The following is a 20,087-nucleotide window of genomic DNA, read 5'->3' on the forward strand; positions in this document are numbered from 1 at the left end:
CGCGTCCTCCCGGTCGGTGGGGGAGGCCGGGCACCTTCCCTCCTAGTGTTTAATGCAGACAACTTTGGGCTGGGTCATCTCCTCGAAAGCGAACCTGACTCCTTCGCGGCCCATGCTCCCGTATTTGGATCCGCCGAACGGCATGCCGTCAAAACGGTAATCCGAGGAATCGTTGATCATGACCCCGCCGGCGTCGATGCTGCCGGCCGCCTTCAGCGCCGTACCAAGGGAACTGGTGAAGATTCCGGCGTGCAGGCTGAAGTCGACGGCGTTCGCAAGTGCCACAGCGTCGTCGAGGGTCGCGAATGGCTGGAGCATTACCACCGGTCCGAACACTTCCTCCGTCCACAGCCGGCTGCCCTCGGGCACGTTTTCCAGGACCGTGGGGTGCAGCACGTTGTGTTCCCGGATGTTGCCGGCGATGACCTCCGCCCCGGCGGCGACGGCCGCATCGATTTTGGCCGTGAGGTGGTCCACGGCGCCCGCAGTGATCATGGGACCGACGTCGGTGGTTTCGCCGGCAGGGTCGCCGGCCCGCAACTGGGCCGTCGCCCGCAGGAAACGACGGCGGAACTCGCCGTACACGGAGTCGGCCACGAGAATGCGCTGCACTCCAACGCAGTTCTGGCCCGCGGCCCAAAACGCTCCGGAGACGCAGGCCTCAACGGCGGCACTCAGGTCCGCGTCATCCATGACGATGACCGGCGCATTGCCGCCAAGGTCCATGGAAAGCTTCTTGAGCCCTGCCGTCCGGGCGATGGCTTCGCCCGTGGAGAATCCGCCCGTGAAAGACACCATGCGGATCGCGGGGTTCCTGACGATCGCCTCCGCAACTTCCCTGTCTCCATGGACCACCGTAAGGACTCCGCCGGGCAGGCCGGCCCTGGCGAGGACGTCTGCCAGCATCTGCGCGGACAATGGTGTCAGCGCCGATGGCTTGAGGATGACAGCGTTTCCTCCTGCGATGGCGGGACCCACCTTGTGGGCCACAAGGTTCAGGGGATCGTTGTACGGCGTGATGGCCGCGATAATGCCCAAGGGTTCGCGCGTGAACCAGCCGGTGCGGTCTTCAGAGCCCTGATAGGAGTCAAACGGGATGGTCTCGCCGGCGTTCCTCCGTGCCTCGGCTGCGGACAACCTCAGCGTGTTAACCGCCCGCAGGACTTCTTTGCGTGCCTGCCGGATGGTTTTCCCGCTTTCCGCCGTAATGGTCTTCGCAAAGTCCTCGCGCTGCCGGTCAATCATCGAGGCGGCGTCATCGAGAATTTTCCCCCTGGCATGCCGCGAGAGGGCCCGGGCCTGCGCCGCTCCGGACCGGGCCGTGGCCACGATCCGGTCCACCGCCCCGGGCGGGGACAGGGGAACTGCACCAACCACCCGGCCATCGTAGGGACTCAGCACCTCGCGGAAGGCGGGCAGTACCTGGTCAAGGGGTACCAGAGTCGATTCACGCATTTGCCGTCTCCCGGCTCCGTGCCTGGTGCATGGCAATAATGTCCGACAGCAGGGCGTATGCCGTTTCCATCCGTCCTGCCCCGGGGCCGGAAACCGTTACCGTCCCAAGGAGATCGGTGCTGAATGACACGGCGTTGTTGGCCCCGGAAACCCCCGCCAGCCCGTGGTCCAGGGGCAGCGCTGCCGGGGCGACTTCCGCAGTTACTGTGCCGTCCGGATTCCGCCGGGCGGAGCCGACCAGCTTCCATCGCCGGCCTTCGCTCCTTGCCTGCCTGAGGTCGGCGGGGGTCAGCGCGGAAATGCCTTCGCGTTTCACGTCCGCAAGCGTCAAGTTCGCGCCGAGCAGTTCATTTGCCAGGATCAGGACCTTGAGCTGGACGTCGTAGCCTTCGATGTCGGCAGTGGGGTCCACCTCCGCGTAACCCTGTTGCTGGGCTTCCCGGACCGCTTCGTCGAAGCGGAGGCCGTCTTCCATCCTGCCCAGAACGTAGTTGCTGGTGCCGTTGAGGATGCCTTCGAACCCTTGAACGGAAAGGCCTGGAAACAGCCGCTCTGCGAAGCGGAGGACCGGTGTCCCGCTCATCACGGCGCCTTCGAATTCGAAATGCAGTCCGTTCTGCCGGGCCATGGCCTTGAGTTCTGCGCCGTGCAGGGCAACGGGACCCTTGTTGGTTGTGCAAACGCTCTTGCCTGCGTCAAGGGCCCAGCGGACATGTGAGGCTGCCGGTTCGCCGTCTGCGGGGTTGGTGAACGTCGCCTCGCAGATGATGTCCGCGGGGGACGTCCGGATGACGCGTTCGTTGTCCGCCTCCGCGGAACCCCCGTGGTCCCGGAACGTCGCCTCACCCGGCACCAGCCGCAGGGCCTTTTCGAGGTCGATGCCTTCGCTGCGCACCAGTGAGCCAAGCCGAAGGTCCGTGATGGCAACAACCCGGAGACCGAAGCCAAGATCACGGCTGAGTTCGCCGCCCCTGGTCGCGATCAGTTCGGCGAGTGTCCTGTTGACGCCGCCGAAACCGATCAGCGCGATGTCGTAAGTGGTCATGGTGTTCCTTCGCTTTGGTGATTGGATGCTCCAATCGTGGCCCCGCCGGCTGTCCGTGACCCCATGTCCAAACGCACTGAGGGGCAGGCGAAACGACCATTCCACCGCCACATCGACATAAGAGGTAACCGTAGTAAACGTGCAACATTGGCATCCTCGTATGATTTTGATGACTAAAAAGCGGTGTTTGTGTTACTTTCGTCACTGTCGACGCGCTCTAGCTCTTCCTGGACACGGCAGCCGAATTGCGGCCGTCCTTCCGACCATCCCCCCACTGGAGGCATCTCTTGGAAACTTCTACCCCAGTCCCGCTCAAGCCAGAGAGGGGCGCATCCCTTTCGGCGGAATCAGGCCTTCGCCGCTCCATGGGGCCGCGGCACCTCGTCATGATCGCCATGGGCGGCGTGATCGGTTCAGGCCTGTTCCTCAGCTCCGGCTACACCATCTCCCAGGCGGGCCCCCTTGGGGCAGTCATCGCCTACCTGGTGGGCGCCTTTGTGGTCTACCTGGTGATGGCCTGCCTGGGGGAGCTGGCCATTGCCTATCCGGTGTCGGGTGCGTTCCACATCTACGCGGCCCGTTCCATCGGCCCTGCCACGGGTTTTACCACCGCGTGGCTGTACTGGTTGTGCTGGGCGGTTGCCATCGGCTCGGAATTCACTGCCTCCGGCCTGCTCATGCAGCGCTGGTTCCCCGGGGTGGACGTGTGGGTCTGGTGCCTCGTATTCGCGGCCACGCTGTTCGGCCTGAACGCTGTGTCGTCCAGGTTCTTTGGCGAGTCGGAGTTCTGGTTTGCCATCATCAAGGTCGGTGCCATCATCGCGCTCATCGTCCTGGGCGGTGCGGCGCTCCTGGGCTTCCACCCGCTGAGTGAAACCGGCAACCACCCGTTCCTCTTTGAAAACTTCAACACGGACGGCGGACTCTTTCCGAACGGATTCACCGGCGTTCTGGTGACGGCGCTCGCCGTCTTCTACGCCTTTTCCGGCTCCGAACTCATCGGTGTGGCTGCAGGCGAGACCAAAGATCCCGCCACCAGCATCCCCAAGGCAATGCGGAGCACCGTCATCCGCCTTCTCGTGTTCTTTGTCGGTGCCATTGCCGTTATCGCCGCGACCATCCCCTACCAGGAGGTGGGACTCGACGAGAGCCCGTTCGTGACGGTATTTACGGCCACCGGTCTTCCTTTCGCCGCCGACATCATGAACTTCGTCATCATCACGGCGCTGCTTTCGGCCGGCAACAGCGGATTGTTCTCGTGCGCCAGAATGCTCTACTCACTCGCCGATGAAGGCCATGCGCCCCAGGCCCTGAAGAAGCTGACACGGCGGGGTATTCCCATGATCGCCCTCTCGGTAAGCATGCTTGGAGGGCTGGCCTCACTCATCAGCAGCGTGGTCGCTCCGGAGACGGTGTACCTCGCCCTGGTATCGGTGGCGGGCTTCGCCGTCGTGGGGGTATGGATGTCCATTGCCGCCTCGCATTTCTTCCACCGGCGGTCATTTGTCAGGAACGGAGGGGACGTGGCCGGGCTTTCCTACCGCGCCCCGTTCTTCCCCCTGGTGCCCATCCTGGCCTTTACGCTTTGCCTGGTCTCCCTTGTGGGCATCGCACTTGACCCCACCCAGGTAGCGGCCCTCTACTTCGGGATTCCCTTCGTTGCAGCCTGCTACGTCTACTTCCACTTCAGGTATGGACGCAGGGCCCGCACCCACGAGCCGGCAGCGTAGAACCACCCGCACCTCTGTGGCCCGGCGCAGGCGGCGGCGCCGCCTGCGCCGGGCCACAGCTGCGTATCGCCCGGGTTGTCCTGCCTGCCCGGAGCGTTGTCCGTGTGAAGATAGGCTGGTTGCCGGTCGGAAGGAGCAGCAAGGGTGGATACCTCCCCCGAGGCGTCGTCGCTGGCGCAGGGACTGCGGATTGTGCGCGTGGTGGTTGACCGGGAAAAGGCCGGCAAGCAACTCCTGGGGGTCTCCCAGCTGGCCGCCGAGTTGGACATGGACCAAAGCCGGGTATCGCGCCTGACGCAGGAGCTTTGCGACCTGGGCCTCCTGGAGCGCCGGGAACGTGGCCCGTTCCGGGTGGGAAGCGGCTTCTTCGCCCTTGCGGCAACACTGAATATCGGGTGGCTGCGCGACGCCGGAGCGGAGTTGGAAGCGCTGGTGGCTGCCACGGGGCTGCGCGCCCGGGTCTCGGTCCGGGACGGATTCAGGGTCATTCTCCTGCTGGCATCCAGCAACGATTCCCGGGCCGGCAGCTTTGTGCAGCCAGGCATGGTGACGCCCGTCTGGTGCACGGGGGCCGGCCGCGCCCTGCTGTGGGACCATAAGCAGCACGGCGTCGAGGCGCTGCTCTCCGACGTGAACTTCGTCGGGGTGGGCGGACCCCGGGCCGCCCATTCCGCCCAGGACGTGTGGGAGCTGATGGTCCGGGACAAAAAACAGGGTTTCGTTACCGCGGTGGAGGAGTTCGAACACAGCATCGTCGAAGTGGCGGTGCCCGTCCGGGAGGCGCGGGGCGGAATCCTGGCCTCGCTCAGCGTCCTGGGCAGCAGTGCGGAGGTTGCTTCCCGTGCCGGCGAACTCGCAGGCGTTCTTCATCAGGCTTCCACCAGGCTGGGCTCTGCTCGTCCCGGCGGGGGAGCATGACGTGCTGAAAGGCGGCGCCGTCTGTTAGTTGTTCGCGGCAGGGCAGCCCAGCATGGCTTCAAGCCACTTCCCGCGGGCCACCAAGGCGCGGGAATGGTGGTCCGCCAGCGGTTCAAGCCGGCTCTTCAGGCCGACGACCTGCAGCGCAGCGACCACTTCGCCTCTGAAGTCCCGGACGGGAACAGCCAGCGAATACAGGCCCGGTTCCGCTTCCTCATCGACGACCGAGTAGCCGCGCGACCGGGCGGCGTCCAGCCGCGACAGGAAATCCTCTACGTTGGTGGGCGTGTTCGGGCCGTGCCGCTGAAAAGGGACTTTGGCGAAAACTTTGCGGATCTCCACGTCGGACGCCTCCCAGAAGAGGGCCTGCCCGGCGTCGCTGCAATACGCGGGGTAGGGCCGTCCCAGCCAAGAACCCACCATTTTGCTGCTTGCCGGGATACTTTCGCCCACCGTCACCGTGCTGTCCCCACTAAGGACGCCAAGGAAGCATCCTTCGTCTGTTTCGTCCGAGAGCTGCTCCAGGGCCAGCATTCCGTCGGTGTGCAGGCGACGCCGCGTCAGCAGGTGCGCGTCGGTCAGGAGGCTCCAGTCAAGGGCGAACGTCCGCTGCGGGGTGCGCCGCAGGAACCCTTCCTGCTCTGCTGTCCGCAGGCTGCGTGAAACCTGGCTGCGGTCCCTTCCAAGGTCGGCGGCGATCTCTGCCACAGTGCCGCCGGGGAGGCCCCGTGCATGGCGCTCCCCGGCAGCCAGGACTGCAGAAAGTCCCCGTCCCATGCTTGAAGTCCTCGACATGGTCCGAGTCTAGATGACTGTCCCTTCGGTCAGCAGATGGCAAACGCGCGTGCGGGAAACCCGCTTCCTTCACGTGGTTTGGCCCAGCTTGCAACGATTACCGCGCCTGCTTCCGGAACGCCGGCGAGGTCGGCCAGAAGTTCAATCTGCCAGCGGTCCTGCGCAAGGATGTAGGTCTCGAGGCCGAAGTCTCCCTTGGACGTTGCTGCACCCGGGTCCGTGTCCGTTTGCTCGTGGCCGATGGCCGAAATCGCCCGCTCCTCGACAAGGAAGGAGAGCACTTCCCGGGACCAGCCGGGAGTATGGCTGACACCGTCACCATCCCGGTTGGCCATGGCCGCACTGTCCGGCCAGCGCCGGCTCCAGCCTGTCCTCAGGGCCACGAAGGAGCCCTCCGGAATTCTCCCGTTCCGGTCCTCCCATGCCCGGACATCCGCCAGGACGGGGGTGGCGTCCGGGTCGGTGTCAACGCGGTGGGTGATGTCGAGGACCACCAGGGGCAGGATCATGTCCTGCACCGGGATTTGATCCAGGGTGCGGCCACCGCGGATGAAGTGGGACGGGGGATCCACGTGGGTTCCCCATTGACCGACGATGGAATACCGGTGGGCAGTGAAGCCGTCGCCTTTTTCCAGGTCGAAAAGGGTCTCACGCTGTTCATCCGGAAAGGCAGGAAAATGCGGCTGGCCGGAATGGAAGGCATGGGTGAGGTCGATGAAGGTCTTCCCACTCAGTGCGGACTTCAGCATGGGCCAAAGGCCTGTAGCGGTGTCGATCATGATGCCGCCGCCCCGGAGTGCGCCTTGCTGTGCAGGCCACCGGTAACGGTCAGGGGCCCCGTGACTTCGATGACGGGCAGTTCCCATGGGTGGATGTCCACCAACTCCTGCAGGAACTGTTCCACCACAGCGTTCTCCGTGGCCGCGTCGAAGTAGGTGGTGAAGACAAAGGTGGGTGAAACGGTCTTTTCCCCGACCCTGCCGAGAGTTGGTTCGGCGCCTTCGCCGCAGGTAAACCCTTCCAGCCCGAGCCCCGACTCGAAGACATGTTGATAGTTCCCAAAGTCGCCCAGGTCCTGAAACTGCTCAACGGTGTTCAGCAGGTCGGCGACGCCCGGGTCCAGCTGCAGCGCCGAGGCTTCCCCGGCGGCGATGCGGGTGAAAGTTTCCGCGCTGATGGGCCAGTGCACGCGAAGTTTGCGGACGGTATTCAGCTGCACACTCACGTGCGGTCCTCCTATGGTGACGGGTAGATGCCTGTCATAGTGGCATAGAGTGATGTTCATTACAAGCATGCAAAATTGCATATAATGAACATCAGAACTTACTGTCGATCCCCGGGAGCCACCATGACCCACCGTGAATCCCTGTCCGGTCTCATTGCACGCCGGGCGGCGCTGGTCTCCGACGGGGCCCTTGCCACGGAGCTGGAAGCCCGCGGCTGCAACCTGAACGACCCCCTCTGGTCCGCCAAGGTCCTCCTCGAAACACCCGCACTGATCCGGCAAGTACACCGGGATTACTTTGCTGCCGGCGCGACCATCGCCACCACAGCCAGCTACCAGGCCACACCGCAGGGTTTCGCTGCGCGGGGTTTGGACCGGGAGGAAGCCCTCGGGCTGGTCGCGCTGTCCGCCAGGCTGGCGGATGAGGCGCGGCAGGAGCACCTGGCGGACCATCCGGATGCCGGGCCGTTGCTGGTTGGCGGCTCCGTTGGACCGTATGGCGCGTATCTCGCAGACGGTTCCGAGTACAGGGGGGACTACGCCCTTACCCCGGGGGAGTTCGAGGACTTCCATGCTCCCCGCATAGCAGCGCTGGTTGATGCCGGTGTGGACTTCCTCGCCTTCGAGACGCTGCCGTCCTTCGCCGAAGCGGAGTCGCTGATGGAGCTCGGCCGGGCATCCGGCGTCGACACCTGGTTCTCCTTCTCACTTCGCGACGGCGGCCACATCAGCGACGGAACGCCGCTAGCCGACGTGGCGCAGCTGGTGGACGGACAGGCCCACGTCGCGGCGGTGGGGGTGAACTGCGTGCCGCTTAATCTGGTGGGCCCGGCGCTCGCCGTCCTGCGGAGACACACGGACAAGCCGCTGGTGGCGTATCCCAATTCGGGGGAGACCTACGATCCAACCACCAAGACGTGGAACGAGGTCCGTGCCGAAGCCCCTTCAAGCCTTGCCGGCAGTGCCGGGGAATGGCTGGCACTGGGTGCCCGCATCGTGGGCGGCTGCTGCCGGACCACGCCCCGGGACATCGCGCACGTGGCCGCACACGCATAGCAGCCGGGAACACCGGGCTCTCCATAGGTGTTAACAGCTATGGAGAAGAGAACGATGGACAGCAGGACTTACTCGGCACTTGTAGTACCGGCCGCCAACTCGGAGCCCATACGCATTGGGCAGGTGGACCCGGATCCGCACGCTCTGGAAGCACTGGTGGGCGGCCCTGGAGTCGGTAATCCGCGGCGACTGGCACGTCTACCTGAATGCGGAAAGCGTCACGATGCTCCTCCCGGTAAACTTCCGCGCCGGGCAGATGATGCATGAATGTGGCCTGGACCTTGACGGGATCCGCGGCACCGCGGTGTTCCTGGGCCGCGGCGAACACGGTGCGGAGGCGGACATCCCTGACCACCTTGCCAGGCTTGCCGGGGAGCTGTTCGGCGCGCAGCTGGCGGCCTGAGCCTACGCGCGTACCCCGTAAGTGCTCAGGACGTTGCCCTTGCTGGTGGTCTTCTGCTCCTGCAGCACCAGGCGCGTCAGCGGATCGCCGTCTTCAAACAACCGCCGGCCTGTCCCCGCGATGACCGGATGGGTCATCAGCTGCAGCGAGTCCAGCAGCCCGGCGAACAGCAGCTGCCGCACTACCGAGATGCTTCCGCACACAGCAATTTCCCCACCCTCGCGCTCCTTCAGGCGGCCCACGAACTCCTCAAGCGGCGCGTCCATCAACTGCGAATTCCGCCACTCCAGCGGCCCGGTCAAAGTGCGCGAGGCGACGTACTTTTCCACCGGGTTGATGAAGGCTGCGAAGTCCTGGTCTGCCGAGGCGTTCGGCCAGTAGCTTGCCCATTCCTGATAGCTGATACGGCCCAGCACCACGGTGTCCACCGTGTTCATCATCCGCGCCAGCCCCTCGCCGAGTTCGTCGTCGAAGCTGTCGAACTGGAACTTGAACGGTTCGGACACCACTCCGTCCACGGAGTGGAACAGTCCGGCAGTGACGTTGCGCATGGAGCCTCCAAAAGTTTGAGGGGACAGGCCTTACGGTATTAGGCGCGGTGCCATCCGGGAAGGCTTTCGGGCTACCTTTCCGTCCTGCGTGGAGTACGACGGCGGGTGGTCGCGTTAGCTTCATCACTCGCCGTGTTGCCTTGCGCGGTTTCGTCCCGGCGGGGCCCCATACTGGTCTTTGAACGGCTTTATTGCCGTCCCCCCGGCCAGGCAGGAGGAAGTGCATGGAAACCCTGAAAAAAGTCGTGACCAACCAGTATTTCCCTGCCGGCGCCGTATTGACTGGCGTGCTGCTGTTCTGGGCGGTGGGCATGCTGGGTGGACTGTCCCTGCTCAACAACAACCAGCCGCCGCTGACCACCCTCACCTGGCTGCTGTTCGTCTACGCCGCCGCCGTGCTGACCCCCATCGCCGGGCTGCTGGCCGCCGCAGACCTGCTGCGCCGCTGGCGCCGCAACCGTGCTGCCGCCCTTAGCCCCGCAACCAGCGCCGTCGAGGCAGCCGGCACCATCCAGGAAAGCGTCAGTGTCCAGGAGAGCGTCGCTGTCCAGGAGGCCGGCACTGTCCAGGGCGCCAGTGCCGAACCTGCTGCTGCGCCCGTGGGTGATGCGGCGCCGTCGGACTCCGGCCCTCACGCATCCGGGCAGGGCGCTCCTTCTGCCGGTGCTTCCCAGCCTGCATCTTCACCGTCCCCGCCCACCAAGGCGCCGCGGCCCGGACGCAAGGCAGCCTAGGACCGTACCCGGTTTCCGGTCCTCCTGCTACCGCCCCTTCAAGGCGTTCAGCGCCTCTTCGGCGTGGTGGAGGGCGTGGCCAAGCCGTTCGCCGGGCTCCGGCAGCGAAAAGAGGTAGCCCTGCAGAGAGTCGCACTCCAGGGCTGCGAGATAGTCCGCCTGCGCCGCCGTCTCGATTCCCTCGGCCGTGACGGTGAGGCCCAGGCTGTGGGCCATGTTGATCATGGAGCTCAAGATGGGCAGGCGCTCGTTGCCGGTCCGCACCATCGACACGAACGTCCTGTCGATTTTGACCGTATCTACCGGCAGGTCCTGCAGCCGGCCCAGCGAGGAGTAGCCGGTGCCGAAATCGTCGAGCGCTACCCGGGCCCCGGCGTCCCGCAGGATGCTCATCTGCTGGATCAGGCCGCAGTCGGCGTCGAAAAATACGCTCTCGGTCACCTCCAGGACCAGCTGGTAGGGCGCCACGCCGCTGGCTTCGGCCAGCTGCAGGACGGTGCTGGCGAAATCCGGTTCCTGGAGCTGGACACCGGAGACGTTCACCGCCAGGGAGCGTGAGGGATCCCTGCTGAGCCACCCCGCCAGCTGCACCATCCCGGTGGCCATTACTTCGGTGCCGATCTCGCCGATCAGCCCGGTGCGTTCGGCGAGGGGAATGAAGATCGATGGAGGCACCCGTTCGCCACCGCGGTCCCACCTGGCCAGCGCCTCAAACTGCACCACCTGGCCCATCCGGTGCGAAACGATTGGCTGGAAGTCGACGGTAATTTCATTGCGGGAGACGGCCAACTGCAGCCCGCCCTCCATATGCGTGCGCTGCACCAGGGCCTGCATCATGTCGGGATGGAACCGCAGGAAACGGTTTTTGCCGGCAGCCTTGGCCGCATACATCGCAATGTCCGCATGCCGCAGCAGCTCGGAGGGGCCTACGCTGTCCTGGCCCAGTGAGGCCACGCCAAGGCTCAGGCTGGGACGCTGGACCGTGCCGTTGATGGTTACGGGCACGTGCAGGCAACGGACGATGCAGGCCGCAATCGCGTCCGCGTCAGGGCAGGCAGTCAGCAGCACCACGAACTCGTCGCCGCCCAGCCGGGCCACCACGTCCGCCGTGGGGACGCAGCCGCGGAGCCGGCGTGCCACTTCGATCAGCATGTCGTCGCCGGCCTGGTGGCCCAGGATGTCGTTGACTTCCTTGAAGTCGTCCAGGTCCAGGAGCAGGACATCCACCGATTTCAGCCGCGGTTCCTGCAATGCCTCGGCAAGGGCGTCATTGAAGACAGCCCTGTTGGCGAGGCCGGTCAGGGGGTCCTGGAAGGCCATGGCGCGCAGCTTTTCAGCCTGCACTGCGAGGTCCATCATGGCCCGGTGCGCCTGTTCCTGTGCTCTCCGCCGGGGCGTCACATCGCGGAAGCTCCATACCCGACCCGCGATCCTGCTGCCCACCCGCTGGGGACGGGAGTAACGCTCGAAGGTGCGGCCGTCGCGAAGCTCGACCACGTCGTGGCTTTCCGCCGCCGGATCACCCTGGACTTCACCCAGCCGGACCGCGAAGGATTCAGGGTCGGCCACCTGCTCCATGACCAGCCGCAGCGCAGGCTCCTCACTGTCCGCCTCCATGACATCAGGGGGAAGCCGCCACATGGAGAGGAATTGTTCGTTGTACCCTGCCACCCGGCCGTCGGTGCCTATCACCAGGATGCCGTCGGCAGTTGATTCCAGGGTGGCCGTCAGCAGTGACATTGCCTCCCGGAGGTTGGCGTCGGCGGCCTTGCGGTGCGCTGTTCCGCGGGCAGACAACACCAAGCGGGCACCGGGCGCGTCCGCCGGGGCCGTATGGGAATCCGGCGCCCCGGCCCCGCCTGTCCGGGGGAGGAGGGCGGCGGCCACTTCCAGCGGGAACTCGGTTCCGTCCCTGCGCAGCCCCTGAACCTCACGCGGTGGCGGAAGAGCGTCCGGCTGCCTGAGGATCTCCTGCAGCAGCTGGCCCACCTCTTCGCGGAATCCCTCCGCGATCAGGAGGCGGTGGTCCAGTCCGGTGAAGGCATCCCGCTGTAATCCGAAGAGCCTTGCTGCCGCGGCGTTCGCTGCCAGGACGGTGCCTTCAGCGGTCAACGCGAGCAGCGCGTCCGGGCTGGCGTCCAGGACCACGCCAAAACTCTGTAATGCCACATTGTTGCCATGCTCCAGAAAACCGGTCATTGCACCACCCCTTCGCCATCATAAAGGGCGATGGCATTAATTGGGCGTGAATGGCGAAGGGCAAATAGGACGTGTGGATGCTTAACGTAAAAAGCGCCGTCCTCCCTTTTGGAGTCCGGCGCTTCTTACTGATGTTTTTATTCGTGGAGCGGCTATACCCTGCGGCCGCTGCGGTTGGTCACGGCGCCGTAGATCAGCAGGACGATGATGGACCCGAGAATTGCCAGCAGCCACGTCCTGATGTCGAAGAACTCCGCCAGGCCGCCGCCGAAGATCAACGATCCGATCCAGCCGCCCAGGATGGCCCCCACAACGCCCAGGACCATGGTCACCACCCAGCCGCCGCCTTGGCGCCCCGGCAGGATGGCCTTTGCAATGGCTCCAGCAATCAGGCCCAAAATAAGAAATCCGATAATGCCCATGTTGCCACTCCTTGTCAGTCAGTTGTGCCGGGTCCCCATTTCCGGTTCCATCATTCAATCAGCAGGCTTACTATTCTGCAAGACTTTGAATATCACAGGATGGCTGTCAGTTTCCGGCGCCAATAAGCACTTCGCCCGTATGATGGCACCCTCTGCAGCAGACCCAAGGAGCACACGAATGCCCAGCCGCACCGCCAGGTCCCGTGCCATCTTCCTTGACATTGACGGCACCTACGCCGACCACGGCCTCGCCCCCGAAGCCCACGTGGATGCCGTGCGGACTGCCCGGCAGCTTGGCCACCTCGTCTTTGTCTGCACGGGCCGGCCGCTGGCCATGGTTCCCGGCCACATCCTGGAGACCGGCTTTGACGGCACCATTACGGGTGCCGGCGCCAGGGTGGAAGTTAACGGCGAGATCCTCAAGGATGCGCGGTTCGAACCGGAACTGGCGGCGCGCATCGTGGACGCCCTGGACGCCCACAACGCTGCCTACATCCTCGAAGCCCCGGAGGCTCTCTATGGACGCACCGGCGTGGACCAGCGGCTCAGGGAGGTGCTTGGCCCCATCTTCGCCGGGCGCCCGCAGCATGATGGGATCCTGAGCACGGACGTGGATCCGCTCGAGGACATCCTGGGACCAATGCAGTACAGCGATGACCTGCGGTCAACCTCGTACGCAAAAATCTCCTGCTTCGATTCGCCCGTGCCGCTCGGCCGGATGATGGACCACTTTGGCCCGGAGGTTGGACTGATCCCCAGTTCACTGTCCGCCCTGGGCGAGCGCGCGGGGGAGATTTTCATGGCGGGCACCCACAAAGCGGTGGGCATCCAGGTGGTGGAAGAACGCCTGGGCCTGGACCGGGCGGACATCATCGCCATCGGTGACAGCGCCAACGACATCGAGATGCTTGAGTACGCAGGCGTCGGCATCGCGGTGGAAGGCGGCCACCCCGCAGTGCTTGCCGTGGCGGACAGGGTCACCGCCCCGCCAGCCGGCAACGGCGTTGCGGTGGCCTTCGCCGAACTGGGACTCCTGGGGTAGGTCCGGAACCCGCCCCAGCTGCACGGGGCCGGGCGTCAGCGGGACGCCGCTGCCGTCACGCCGCCCGAAGTGGCTGCGGTTCCCAGGCCGCGCACCACCCAGCCCTCTTCCTGCCAGGCAGCGGCATCCAGCACGTTCCGCGCGTCCAGGACCACCCGCCGCCGCACCAGCTGCCCGGCCGTGGCCGGGCACAGGTGCCGGTACTCGTCCCATTCGGTCAACAGCAGCACCAGCTCAGCGTCCTGGAGCGCCTTCGGCGTTGAAGACTCGAAGCGGAGGCCTGGATGGCGCAGCCACGCATTGTTCACGGCCTTGGGATCCGTGACGGTGACGTGGGCGCCGGCGGCGGCCAGCCGGTCCGCGACGTCCAGGGCAGGGGAGTCGCGGATGTCGTCAGTGTCGGGTTTGAAGGCGGCGCCCAGGACGGTGACCGCACGCCCGGCCACCGACCCGCCGCACAGTTGCCCAGCCAGGCTGACCGTGCGCATTCGCTGGCCAACGTTCACCGCATCCACCAGGCCCATCCAGTCCTCCACGGCGGATATGCCCAGCATGGCAGCCTGCGCCCGGAAGCTGCGGATGTCCTTGGGCAGGCACCCACCGCCGAAACCCAGTCCTGCGTGCAGGTAGCGGCCGCCGATCCTTGGGTCCAGCCCCATGGCCTCGCTGAGTTCGGTGACGTCGGCGCCGGCTGCGTCGCACAGGCCGGCGACCGCATTGATGAAGCTGACCTTGGTGGCGAGGTACGCGTTGGCGGCGGACTTGATGAGCTCTGCCGTGGCGAAGCTGCACACCAGCCGCGGGATGCCGGCGGCGAGCAGCGGTCCATAGACCGCATCCAGCGCGGCCGTCACTCCCAGCGCTGCACCGGTGGCCGGGTGGAAGGCTGCGCACCGCCCGCCTTCCACGCCATACACCAGCCGGTCCGGCACCAGCGAGTCCTTCACCGCGGTACCCTGCCGCAGGAATTCAGGGTTCCAGCCGAGCAGCACGTCCGGCCGGGTGGCCAGTTCGCCGCGGAGCATCTCCACAGTGCCAACGGGCACCGTGGATTTACCGACGACGACGGCGCCCGCGGCCAGGTGCGGCAGCAGTGCTTGGGTGGCGGAGACCAGATAGGTGAGGTCTGCGGCGTCGGAAGTCTTTCCCTGCGGGGTCCCCACGCACAGGAAATGTACCTGTGCGTCCCTGGCGTCCGCTGGGTTGGTGGAGAACCGCAGCCTGCCGCTGGCCCTGCCGTCCCGGAGGAGTTCGTCCAGGCCGGGCTCGTGGAAGGGCGCCACGCCCCCTGCCAGGTGCCGCACCTTGCCCGGGTCCACGTCGACTCCAACCACTGTGTGGCCCATGGAAGCCAGGGTTGCAGCGTGGACAGCGCCCAGGTAGCCGCAGCCGATCACCGAAATTTTCACAGTTGTGCCCCCTTGTGGCTCGTTGGGCCGGCCACCGCGGGAACGGCCGCGACGGCGTCCTGGTAGTGCTGGACCAGTTCAGCGCAAAGCGCCGGCCATGTCTTGCCCTGCACTGAGGCCTGCGCAGCCGCCGCGAATGCCCGGCGCTTGGCGTCGTCACCCACCAGGTCCTGGACACGGGAACGCATCGCGGCCAGGTCCCCGGGTTCGTAAAGCCATCCGGTCCGCGAATTCTCCACCAGGTCCAGGGGGCCACCGCGCCCCGTGGCCACTACCGGCACCCCTGATGCCATGGCCTCCTGGATGGTCTGGCAAAAGGTTTCGAACTCGCCGGGATGAACGAACAAATCGAAGGACGCCATGGCCCGGGCCAGGTCGTCACCGCCGAGGAACCCGGTGAACAGGGCGCCCGGGAGTGCGTCCCTGAGGATCGCGTGCTGCGGCCCATCGCCGACAACTACCAGCTTTGTGTTGGGGATGTCGGTGAGGGCGGCAAGGTCCTCCACCTGCTTTTCGACGGCGAGCCTGCCAACGTAGCCGATGATCCGCTCACCGTTGGGGGCCACCGTTGCCCGCCAGCCGGCGTCGCGCTTTTCCGGTGAGAAACGCGCCGTGTCCACGCCGCGGCGCCACATCCGCACCCTGGGGATGCCCCTGCCGCGCAACTGGTTCAGCGCGAACGTTGAGGGCACCAGCGTGCGCGTGGCCAGCAGATGGATGTTCTCCACCCGGCTCCACGCCCAGTTTTCCAGGAAGGGCACCCCGTACCGTGCAGCGTAGCTGGGAACCTCGGTTTGGTAGACCGCCACCGTGGGAATGCCCAACTGCTCCGCAGCCTGGGCGGCCCGCCAGCCCAGGACAAACGGCGAGGCAAGATGCACCACGTCAGGTGCGTACTCGGCAAGGATTCGCTTGACCCGGTACACCCCTCCCAGTGCCACCCGCACGTTCGTATAGCCGGCCAGCGGAACGGCCGGAAGCCTGTGAACCTCCGCTCCCTTCACATGGGCGGCCGCCTCGCCGTCATGGGCCGAAGGGGCGATGACAAGCACCTCGTCGCCGCGCTCCTGGAGATGGTCCAGGACCCGCAGGATGGAATGCGTGACGCCGTTCATCAAGGGCAAAAAAGATTCTGCAACGATTGCGATCCTCACCCCTCAACCGTGGGCGCCTTCCCTGAAATGGCGGGGGAGGGAGCGTTACCCGGAGGAAAAGGCCGGATGAACAACTGCTCACTCTCCCCAAAAAAATTACTAAGTAGGCTTGGCATTTGATGCTAAGCATGCTTACGGTAGTGGGGCAGTCAGCGCAGAGCCTCAAGCAGCCGGGGCGGAGGCCGGATGTCGGGAGATCGCCCCGGTCCGGGATATCCACTGCTGGCCCCCAATGCAAAGACAATCCAAGGAGACGTCATGCTTAACAGGGAAAACCTTGAAAACCTGCTCACCAAGGGCGGCAACGTCGTCGGTTCCGACGGCAGCAAGATCGGTTCGATTGGACAGCTGTACGCAGACGACGACACGGGTGAGCCCACATGGGTCACCGTCAAGACGGGCCTTTTCGGCACCTCTGAATCCTTCGTCCCCGTCGAAGGCGCGCACAGCCAGGGGGAGGACCTGGTGGTTCCGTTCTCCAAGGAACATGTCAAGGACGCCCCCCGCGTGGATGCGGACGGCCACCTCAGCCCTGAGGAAGAGGACCGGCTGCACACGTACTACGACCGTGGCGCACGCACCTACAGTGAAGCCCAGTCCGGCACCGCCGGGGACGTGGACCTCCAGGGCGACGCCGACCTGAACGCAGGAACGCCTACTGCCGGTATTGGCGCAGGACGCGACACCTACGACCGCGACACCGAGGCACGCGGGGCAGTGGGGCACGATACGTCCGGCCCCACGACGGACGATGCCATGACGCGCTCCGAGGAGCAGCTGCACGTTGGCAAGGAGCGCGAAGCCACCGGGCGCGCCCGTTTGCGGAAGTACGTCACCACGGAGAACGTCACCAAGACCATTCCCGTGGAACGTGAAGAAGTCCGCATCGAGCGCGAACCAATCACGGACGCCAACCGCGGTTCGGCTCTTGACGGCCCGGCCATCAGCGAGGAAGAGCATGAGGTGGTCCTGCACGAGGAGCGCCCCGTAGTGGAGAAGGAGGCCGTTCCGGTGGAGCGGGTCCGCCTGGACAAGGACGTTGTCCGGGACGACGTCACGGTCAACGAGGAAGTCCGCAAGGAAAACATCGAAACGGACGGCGACACCCGCCGCTGATCCGGCAGGGATCCACCGCCGGCGGGCAAGCTGACTGGATCAGCGCCCTTGCCACGGTGAACGGCGCCGGGAGCCTACTTGGAGGCTCCCGGCGCCGTCGCGTTTAAGAACGCTGGTGCAGCCGCGCTGGAAGCGGCGGCTGCACCAGCCAGTAGGACGAATATCTTCAGAACTTACAGTTCATCTCTCATTCGCGGCTCCTGTTTTCCCGGCTTACGGCAATCCGGGCCCTCGCTGGCGCCGGGCGGCCGGCGGCCAGCAGAAATCGCGGTACCCCCTCGGCGGGGGCGGGTGTCGGTTTCTACCAATTTTACGGCCGGACCCAGGAAAAAGCGCCGACGGGCCAGACGTTTGATTGACGATCAGTACGGCGGCAGAGCCTGTCGTTCGCGGGCACGGCGCACCCTCCGTGACACCATGGAACACGATGAAACTGCGCGCTGATCAGACCGGAGACCGTGGCCTTCCCATGCCCTTGTGGCTGCAGGGAGCCCTTGAAACGGCGCAGGCGGCCGTCATCTCCGCGCTGGTGGTGGTGGCGCCCATCGTTGCCGTGTGGGCCACCGCCGGTTTCCAGAACGGGCAGTTCGAAGTGCTCGCCCGGCTGGCCGGCCAGTCCTGGCTCCTGGTCCACGGCGTGCCGCTTGGGCTTTCGGGGGCAGGACCCGCTACTGCCAGCCATGGCGGCTCGGGCGTCCTGAGCCTGATTCCCCTGGGCCTTACCCTGATCCCGTTCCTCCTCGCCTGGCGTGCCGGCCGCCGGCTCGCCCGTGCCTCCTACACCGACCAGTTATGGCAGGCCTTGCTCGGTTCATGGGCGGTTTATGCGGCCTTCGGCGTCGCCACCGGCTTCGTTTGCCGCACTGCCGACGTCTCCATCAACCTCTGGTACGCCATGCTGGTTCCCCTGATTCCGTACGGGCTGGGCATGGTGGTTGGCGCCCGGCGGGAAGCAGGCTCCTGGAGCCGGCTCATCGGCGTCGACGCCGTGGACTGGATTTCCCGCACCAGCCAGCATTCGCGCTGGGCCGGCTCCTATTTGGCATCGGCCGCGAAAGCAGGATTCGTGGCGGCGGTTTCCGCGCTGACCCTCGCCGCAGCACTGCTGGCCGTGGACCTGTTCATCCACTGGAACCTCGTGGTCTCCGTTTACGAAGCGCTCGGCGCAGGGCCCGTGGGAGGCGCCGCCCTCACCATTGCGGAGCTGGGCTTCCTGCCAAACCTGGTGGTCTTTGCCCTGGCGTGGACCTCCGGGGCAGGTTTTGCGATGGGGGCCGGTTCCCAGGTCGGTCCGCTGGCCACAGCGGTGGGGCCGCTCCCGTCCATTCCCTTGCTGGCAGCCATCCCCTCGGGCCCCCTGGACTACGCGTTCGTCGCCCTGATCGTTCCGGTGCTGGCAGGAGTCATGGCAGGCTGGTGGTTCCTCCGCGAGGGGGAGAACCACTTCGACGAGTGGCTCGCCATCAAGGTGCATGCCCGTTGGTTCACGGCAACCCTCTCCACCCTGGTGCTCGGTGCGCTCGTGGGGGTGGCGGCGGGCCTGCTGACGGCCTGCCTGGCATGGATCGCCAGGGGATCAGCAGGCCTTGGGCGCCTGACAGACATCGGCCCCGACCCCCTGTGGACGGGACTCTGGGTGGCTGCAGAGGTGGGCGTCGGCGTCGTGATCGGTTACGCAGCGGGACCGTGGCTGGAACGGGAGAACACGGCAGGCGCGGATCGGCACGGCGAACTGGTCCATTAGGGACCGCTCCGCGGCTAGCGGACCGTCGTGGGCAGGACGTTCTGGAACTGCACCATGCAGGCATGGGAGGCCTGGTCCGTCAGCGCCCGCCCCAGGCAGGCCTGGTACTCGCGCACCTGGTCGAACAAGACCATCGTGGTGACGGTCAGCAGCACCATGACCGCGGCCACCACCAGGCCGGAAATGGTGCCCACGAGAATCAGCCTGGATTCCTTCAACCGGATGGCCCGCACCAGGAGGACCGCTCCCAGGACCAGGCTCGCTGCGGTAAGCAGGGCTGTCAGCCACAGATAACCGACGTCGAGTTGGTACACGAAGAACGAACCAAGGACAGAGACCACGAACGTCCGGAACAGGGTGTGGGTCTTGGCCAGCGAGGCCTTCGCCGCGTCGCTGAGCGGGGGCTTTACCTGCTGCTGCCCGCTCCGGCCCCGTTCGCTGTTCATGTTTTCCAGCGTACGCGAGCCTGCACCTAAGCTGGACCAATGCGTATCGTCGTCCTCGTTTCCGGAACCGGGTCCAATCTCCAGGCAGTCATCGATGCCGTCAAGGCAGGGGAGTTGGATGTGGAGATCGCAGCGGTTGGCGCCGACCGCCAGGGAACCTACGGCGTGGAACGCTCGGCCGCCGCCGGCATCCCCACCTTCGTGGTGGACTTCAGGGCCTACCCGGACCGCGCCGGCTGGAACGCCGCGCTCACAGAAGCCGTGGCCGCCTACCGGCCCGACGTGGTGGTGTCCTCCGGGTTCATGCGGATCGTCAGCCCGGACTTCATCGAGGCATTCAACGGCAAGTACCTCAACACCCACCCCGCCCTGCTCCCTGCCTTCCCCGGAGCCCACGGTGTGCGGGACGCGATGGCGTACGGGGTGAAGGTCACCGGCTGCACCGTGCACTGGGCCGACGCCGGCGTTGACACCGGACCCATCATTGCCCAGGAAGCGGTGACCATCGAGGACACCGACACCGAGGATACCCTGCACGAACGCATCAAGGTGGTGGAGCGACGGCTCCTGGTGTCCACGCTGGCCGCGTTGGCCGCAGACCCGGCTTTATCCGCGTCTTAGACCCGCGCGTCGGGAACCCCGG

At 65.7% G+C, this 20,087-nt stretch carries 20 protein-coding genes; 9 read left to right on the top strand and 11 right to left on the bottom strand.

Annotated elements, in window-relative coordinates; genetic code table 11:
• Positions 1 to 42: 42 nt before the first annotated feature.
• Positions 43 to 1,455, bottom strand: coding sequence for an aldehyde dehydrogenase family protein (locus tag VXJ37_RS05125; protein WP_331321991.1), 1,413 nt, complete (start codon positions 1,453 to 1,455; stop codon positions 43 to 45).
• Positions 1,448 to 2,500 carry a homoserine dehydrogenase gene (locus VXJ37_RS05130; RefSeq protein WP_331321992.1) on the bottom strand — a complete coding sequence of 351 codons (1,053 nt, stop codon included), beginning with the start codon at positions 2,498 to 2,500 and terminating at the stop codon, positions 1,448 to 1,450. The genes VXJ37_RS05125 and VXJ37_RS05130 overlap by 8 nt, the downstream gene beginning before the upstream one ends.
• Positions 2,501 to 2,787: 287 nt before the next feature.
• Here VXJ37_RS05130 and VXJ37_RS05135 point away from each other — a divergent pair, with 287 nt between their 5' ends.
• Both VXJ37_RS05135 and VXJ37_RS05140 read left to right on the top strand, forming a co-directional pair.
• Positions 2,788 to 4,230, top strand: a complete 1,443-nt coding sequence (locus tag VXJ37_RS05135; protein ID WP_331321993.1) for an amino acid permease — start codon at positions 2,788 to 2,790, stop codon at positions 4,228 to 4,230.
• Between the two features lie 144 nt (positions 4,231 to 4,374).
• Positions 4,375 to 5,148 (top strand): IclR family transcriptional regulator, encoded by a 774-nt coding sequence (locus tag VXJ37_RS05140; protein WP_331321994.1) that lies wholly within the window; start codon positions 4,375 to 4,377, stop codon positions 5,146 to 5,148.
• A gap of 24 nt (positions 5,149 to 5,172) precedes the next feature.
• On the opposite strand, the gene VXJ37_RS05145 is transcribed toward VXJ37_RS05140, so the two are convergent.
• The 3 genes from VXJ37_RS05145 to VXJ37_RS05155 are packed head-to-tail and all read right to left on the bottom strand — an operon-like array spanning position 5,173 to position 7,168.
• Positions 5,173 to 5,943, bottom strand: a complete 771-nt coding sequence (locus VXJ37_RS05145; RefSeq protein WP_331321995.1) for an IclR family transcriptional regulator — start codon at positions 5,941 to 5,943, stop codon at positions 5,173 to 5,175.
• 29 nt (positions 5,944 to 5,972) lie between these two features.
• Positions 5,973 to 6,722 carry a cyclase family protein gene (locus VXJ37_RS05150; protein ID WP_331321996.1) on the bottom strand — a complete coding sequence of 250 codons (750 nt, stop codon included), beginning with the start codon at positions 6,720 to 6,722 and terminating at the stop codon, positions 5,973 to 5,975.
• Positions 6,719 to 7,168 (bottom strand): hypothetical protein, encoded by a 450-nt coding sequence (locus VXJ37_RS05155; RefSeq protein WP_331321997.1) that lies wholly within the window; start codon positions 7,166 to 7,168, stop codon positions 6,719 to 6,721. Before VXJ37_RS05155 ends, VXJ37_RS05150 begins: the two co-directional genes overlap by 4 nt.
• 123 nt (positions 7,169 to 7,291) lie before the next feature.
• Between VXJ37_RS05155 and mmuM the strand changes: the two genes are divergently transcribed.
• Together mmuM and VXJ37_RS05165 are read left to right on the top strand one after the other, a co-directional pair.
• Positions 7,292 to 8,224 carry a homocysteine S-methyltransferase gene (gene mmuM, locus VXJ37_RS05160; protein WP_331322149.1) on the top strand — a complete coding sequence of 311 codons (933 nt, stop codon included), beginning with the start codon at positions 7,292 to 7,294 and terminating at the stop codon, positions 8,222 to 8,224.
• Positions 8,225 to 8,339: 115 nt separating this feature from the next.
• Positions 8,340 to 8,627 carry a hypothetical protein gene (locus VXJ37_RS05165; protein ID WP_331321998.1) on the top strand — a complete coding sequence of 96 codons (288 nt, stop codon included), beginning with the start codon at positions 8,340 to 8,342 and terminating at the stop codon, positions 8,625 to 8,627.
• 2 nt (positions 8,628 to 8,629) lie between these two features.
• Here the strand turns inward: VXJ37_RS05165 and VXJ37_RS05170 are convergent, their stop codons facing one another.
• Positions 8,630 to 9,178 (bottom strand): dihydrofolate reductase family protein, encoded by a 549-nt coding sequence (locus VXJ37_RS05170; RefSeq protein WP_331321999.1) that lies wholly within the window; start codon positions 9,176 to 9,178, stop codon positions 8,630 to 8,632.
• Between the two features lie 224 nt (positions 9,179 to 9,402).
• Between VXJ37_RS05170 and VXJ37_RS05175 the strand changes: the two genes are divergently transcribed.
• Positions 9,403 to 9,912, top strand: a complete 510-nt coding sequence (locus tag VXJ37_RS05175; RefSeq protein WP_331322000.1) for a hypothetical protein — start codon at positions 9,403 to 9,405, stop codon at positions 9,910 to 9,912.
• A 27-nt stretch (positions 9,913 to 9,939) separates the two neighbouring features.
• On the opposite strand, the gene VXJ37_RS05180 is transcribed toward VXJ37_RS05175, so the two are convergent.
• Positions 9,940 to 12,111, bottom strand: a complete 2,172-nt coding sequence (locus VXJ37_RS05180) for a putative bifunctional diguanylate cyclase/phosphodiesterase (RefSeq protein ID WP_331322001.1) — start codon at positions 12,109 to 12,111, stop codon at positions 9,940 to 9,942.
• Between the two features lie 152 nt (positions 12,112 to 12,263).
• Positions 12,264 to 12,533, bottom strand: coding sequence for a GlsB/YeaQ/YmgE family stress response membrane protein (locus tag VXJ37_RS05185; RefSeq protein WP_331322002.1), 270 nt, complete (start codon positions 12,531 to 12,533; stop codon positions 12,264 to 12,266).
• A 178-nt stretch (positions 12,534 to 12,711) separates the two neighbouring features.
• On the opposite strand from VXJ37_RS05185, the gene VXJ37_RS05190 reads away from it, so the two are divergent.
• A complete protein-coding gene (locus VXJ37_RS05190) occupies positions 12,712 to 13,575 on the top strand; it encodes an HAD family hydrolase (RefSeq protein WP_331322003.1) in 864 nt (287 codons plus the stop codon).
• A 35-nt stretch (positions 13,576 to 13,610) separates the two neighbouring features.
• Here the strand turns inward: VXJ37_RS05190 and VXJ37_RS05195 are convergent, their stop codons facing one another.
• Positions 13,611 to 14,984, bottom strand: a complete 1,374-nt coding sequence (locus VXJ37_RS05195; protein ID WP_331322004.1) for a UDP-glucose dehydrogenase family protein — start codon at positions 14,982 to 14,984, stop codon at positions 13,611 to 13,613.
• Positions 14,981 to 16,138 (bottom strand): glycosyltransferase family 4 protein, encoded by a 1,158-nt coding sequence (locus tag VXJ37_RS05200; RefSeq protein WP_331322005.1) that lies wholly within the window; start codon positions 16,136 to 16,138, stop codon positions 14,981 to 14,983. The genes VXJ37_RS05195 and VXJ37_RS05200 overlap by 4 nt, the downstream gene beginning before the upstream one ends.
• A gap of 258 nt (positions 16,139 to 16,396) precedes the next feature.
• Between VXJ37_RS05200 and VXJ37_RS05205 the strand changes: the two genes are divergently transcribed.
• Together VXJ37_RS05205 and VXJ37_RS05210 are read left to right on the top strand one after the other, a co-directional pair.
• Positions 16,397 to 17,254: a PRC and DUF2382 domain-containing protein gene (locus tag VXJ37_RS05205; RefSeq protein WP_331322006.1), complete on the top strand. Its 858-nt coding sequence runs from the start codon at positions 16,397 to 16,399 to the stop codon at positions 17,252 to 17,254.
• A 427-nt stretch (positions 17,255 to 17,681) separates the two neighbouring features.
• On the top strand, positions 17,682 to 18,998 hold the full coding sequence (locus tag VXJ37_RS05210; protein WP_331322007.1) for a cell division protein PerM: 1,317 nt from the start codon (positions 17,682 to 17,684) through the stop codon (positions 18,996 to 18,998).
• Between the two features lie 14 nt (positions 18,999 to 19,012).
• Here the strand turns inward: VXJ37_RS05210 and VXJ37_RS05215 are convergent, their stop codons facing one another.
• Positions 19,013 to 19,444: a hypothetical protein gene (locus VXJ37_RS05215; protein ID WP_331322008.1), complete on the bottom strand. Its 432-nt coding sequence runs from the start codon at positions 19,442 to 19,444 to the stop codon at positions 19,013 to 19,015.
• 39 nt (positions 19,445 to 19,483) lie between these two features.
• On the opposite strand from VXJ37_RS05215, the gene purN reads away from it, so the two are divergent.
• Positions 19,484 to 20,065, top strand: coding sequence for a phosphoribosylglycinamide formyltransferase (purN, locus tag VXJ37_RS05220; protein WP_331322009.1), 582 nt, complete (start codon positions 19,484 to 19,486; stop codon positions 20,063 to 20,065).
• The last annotated feature ends 22 nt before the right edge of the window (positions 20,066 to 20,087 follow it).

This window comes from Pseudarthrobacter phenanthrenivorans (assembly GCF_036455295.1).
GTDB classification, from domain to species: Bacteria; Actinomycetota; Actinomycetes; order Actinomycetales; family Micrococcaceae; genus Arthrobacter; species Arthrobacter phenanthrenivorans_C.

Excerpts from the sequence above, each read along its gene's own strand:
- VXJ37_RS05125 (WP_331321991.1), bottom strand. The coding sequence starts at position 1,455 with ATGCGTGAATCGACTCTGGTACCCCTTGACCAGGTACTGCCCGCCTTC.
- VXJ37_RS05130 (WP_331321992.1), bottom strand. The coding sequence starts at position 2,500 with ATGACCACTTACGACATCGCGCTGATCGGTTTCGGCGGCGTCAACAGG.
- VXJ37_RS05145 (WP_331321995.1), bottom strand. The coding sequence starts at position 5,943 with ATGTCGAGGACTTCAAGCATGGGACGGGGACTTTCTGCAGTCCTGGCT.
- VXJ37_RS05150 (WP_331321996.1), bottom strand. The coding sequence starts at position 6,722 with ATGATCGACACCGCTACAGGCCTTTGGCCCATGCTGAAGTCCGCACTG.
- mmuM (WP_331322149.1), top strand. The coding sequence starts at position 7,292 with ATGACCCACCGTGAATCCCTGTCCGGTCTCATTGCACGCCGGGCGGCG.
- VXJ37_RS05170 (WP_331321999.1), bottom strand. The coding sequence starts at position 9,178 with ATGCGCAACGTCACTGCCGGACTGTTCCACTCCGTGGACGGAGTGGTG.
- VXJ37_RS05175 (WP_331322000.1), top strand. The coding sequence starts at position 9,403 with ATGGAAACCCTGAAAAAAGTCGTGACCAACCAGTATTTCCCTGCCGGC.
- VXJ37_RS05180 (WP_331322001.1), bottom strand. The coding sequence starts at position 12,111 with ATGACCGGTTTTCTGGAGCATGGCAACAATGTGGCATTACAGAGTTTT.
- VXJ37_RS05185 (WP_331322002.1), bottom strand. The coding sequence starts at position 12,533 with ATGGGCATTATCGGATTTCTTATTTTGGGCCTGATTGCTGGAGCCATT.
- VXJ37_RS05190 (WP_331322003.1), top strand. The coding sequence starts at position 12,712 with ATGCCCAGCCGCACCGCCAGGTCCCGTGCCATCTTCCTTGACATTGAC.
- VXJ37_RS05205 (WP_331322006.1), top strand. The coding sequence starts at position 16,397 with ATGCTTAACAGGGAAAACCTTGAAAACCTGCTCACCAAGGGCGGCAAC.
- VXJ37_RS05210 (WP_331322007.1), top strand. The coding sequence starts at position 17,682 with ATGAAACTGCGCGCTGATCAGACCGGAGACCGTGGCCTTCCCATGCCC.
- VXJ37_RS05215 (WP_331322008.1), bottom strand. The coding sequence starts at position 19,444 with ATGAACAGCGAACGGGGCCGGAGCGGGCAGCAGCAGGTAAAGCCCCCG.
- purN (WP_331322009.1), top strand. The coding sequence starts at position 19,484 with ATGCGTATCGTCGTCCTCGTTTCCGGAACCGGGTCCAATCTCCAGGCA.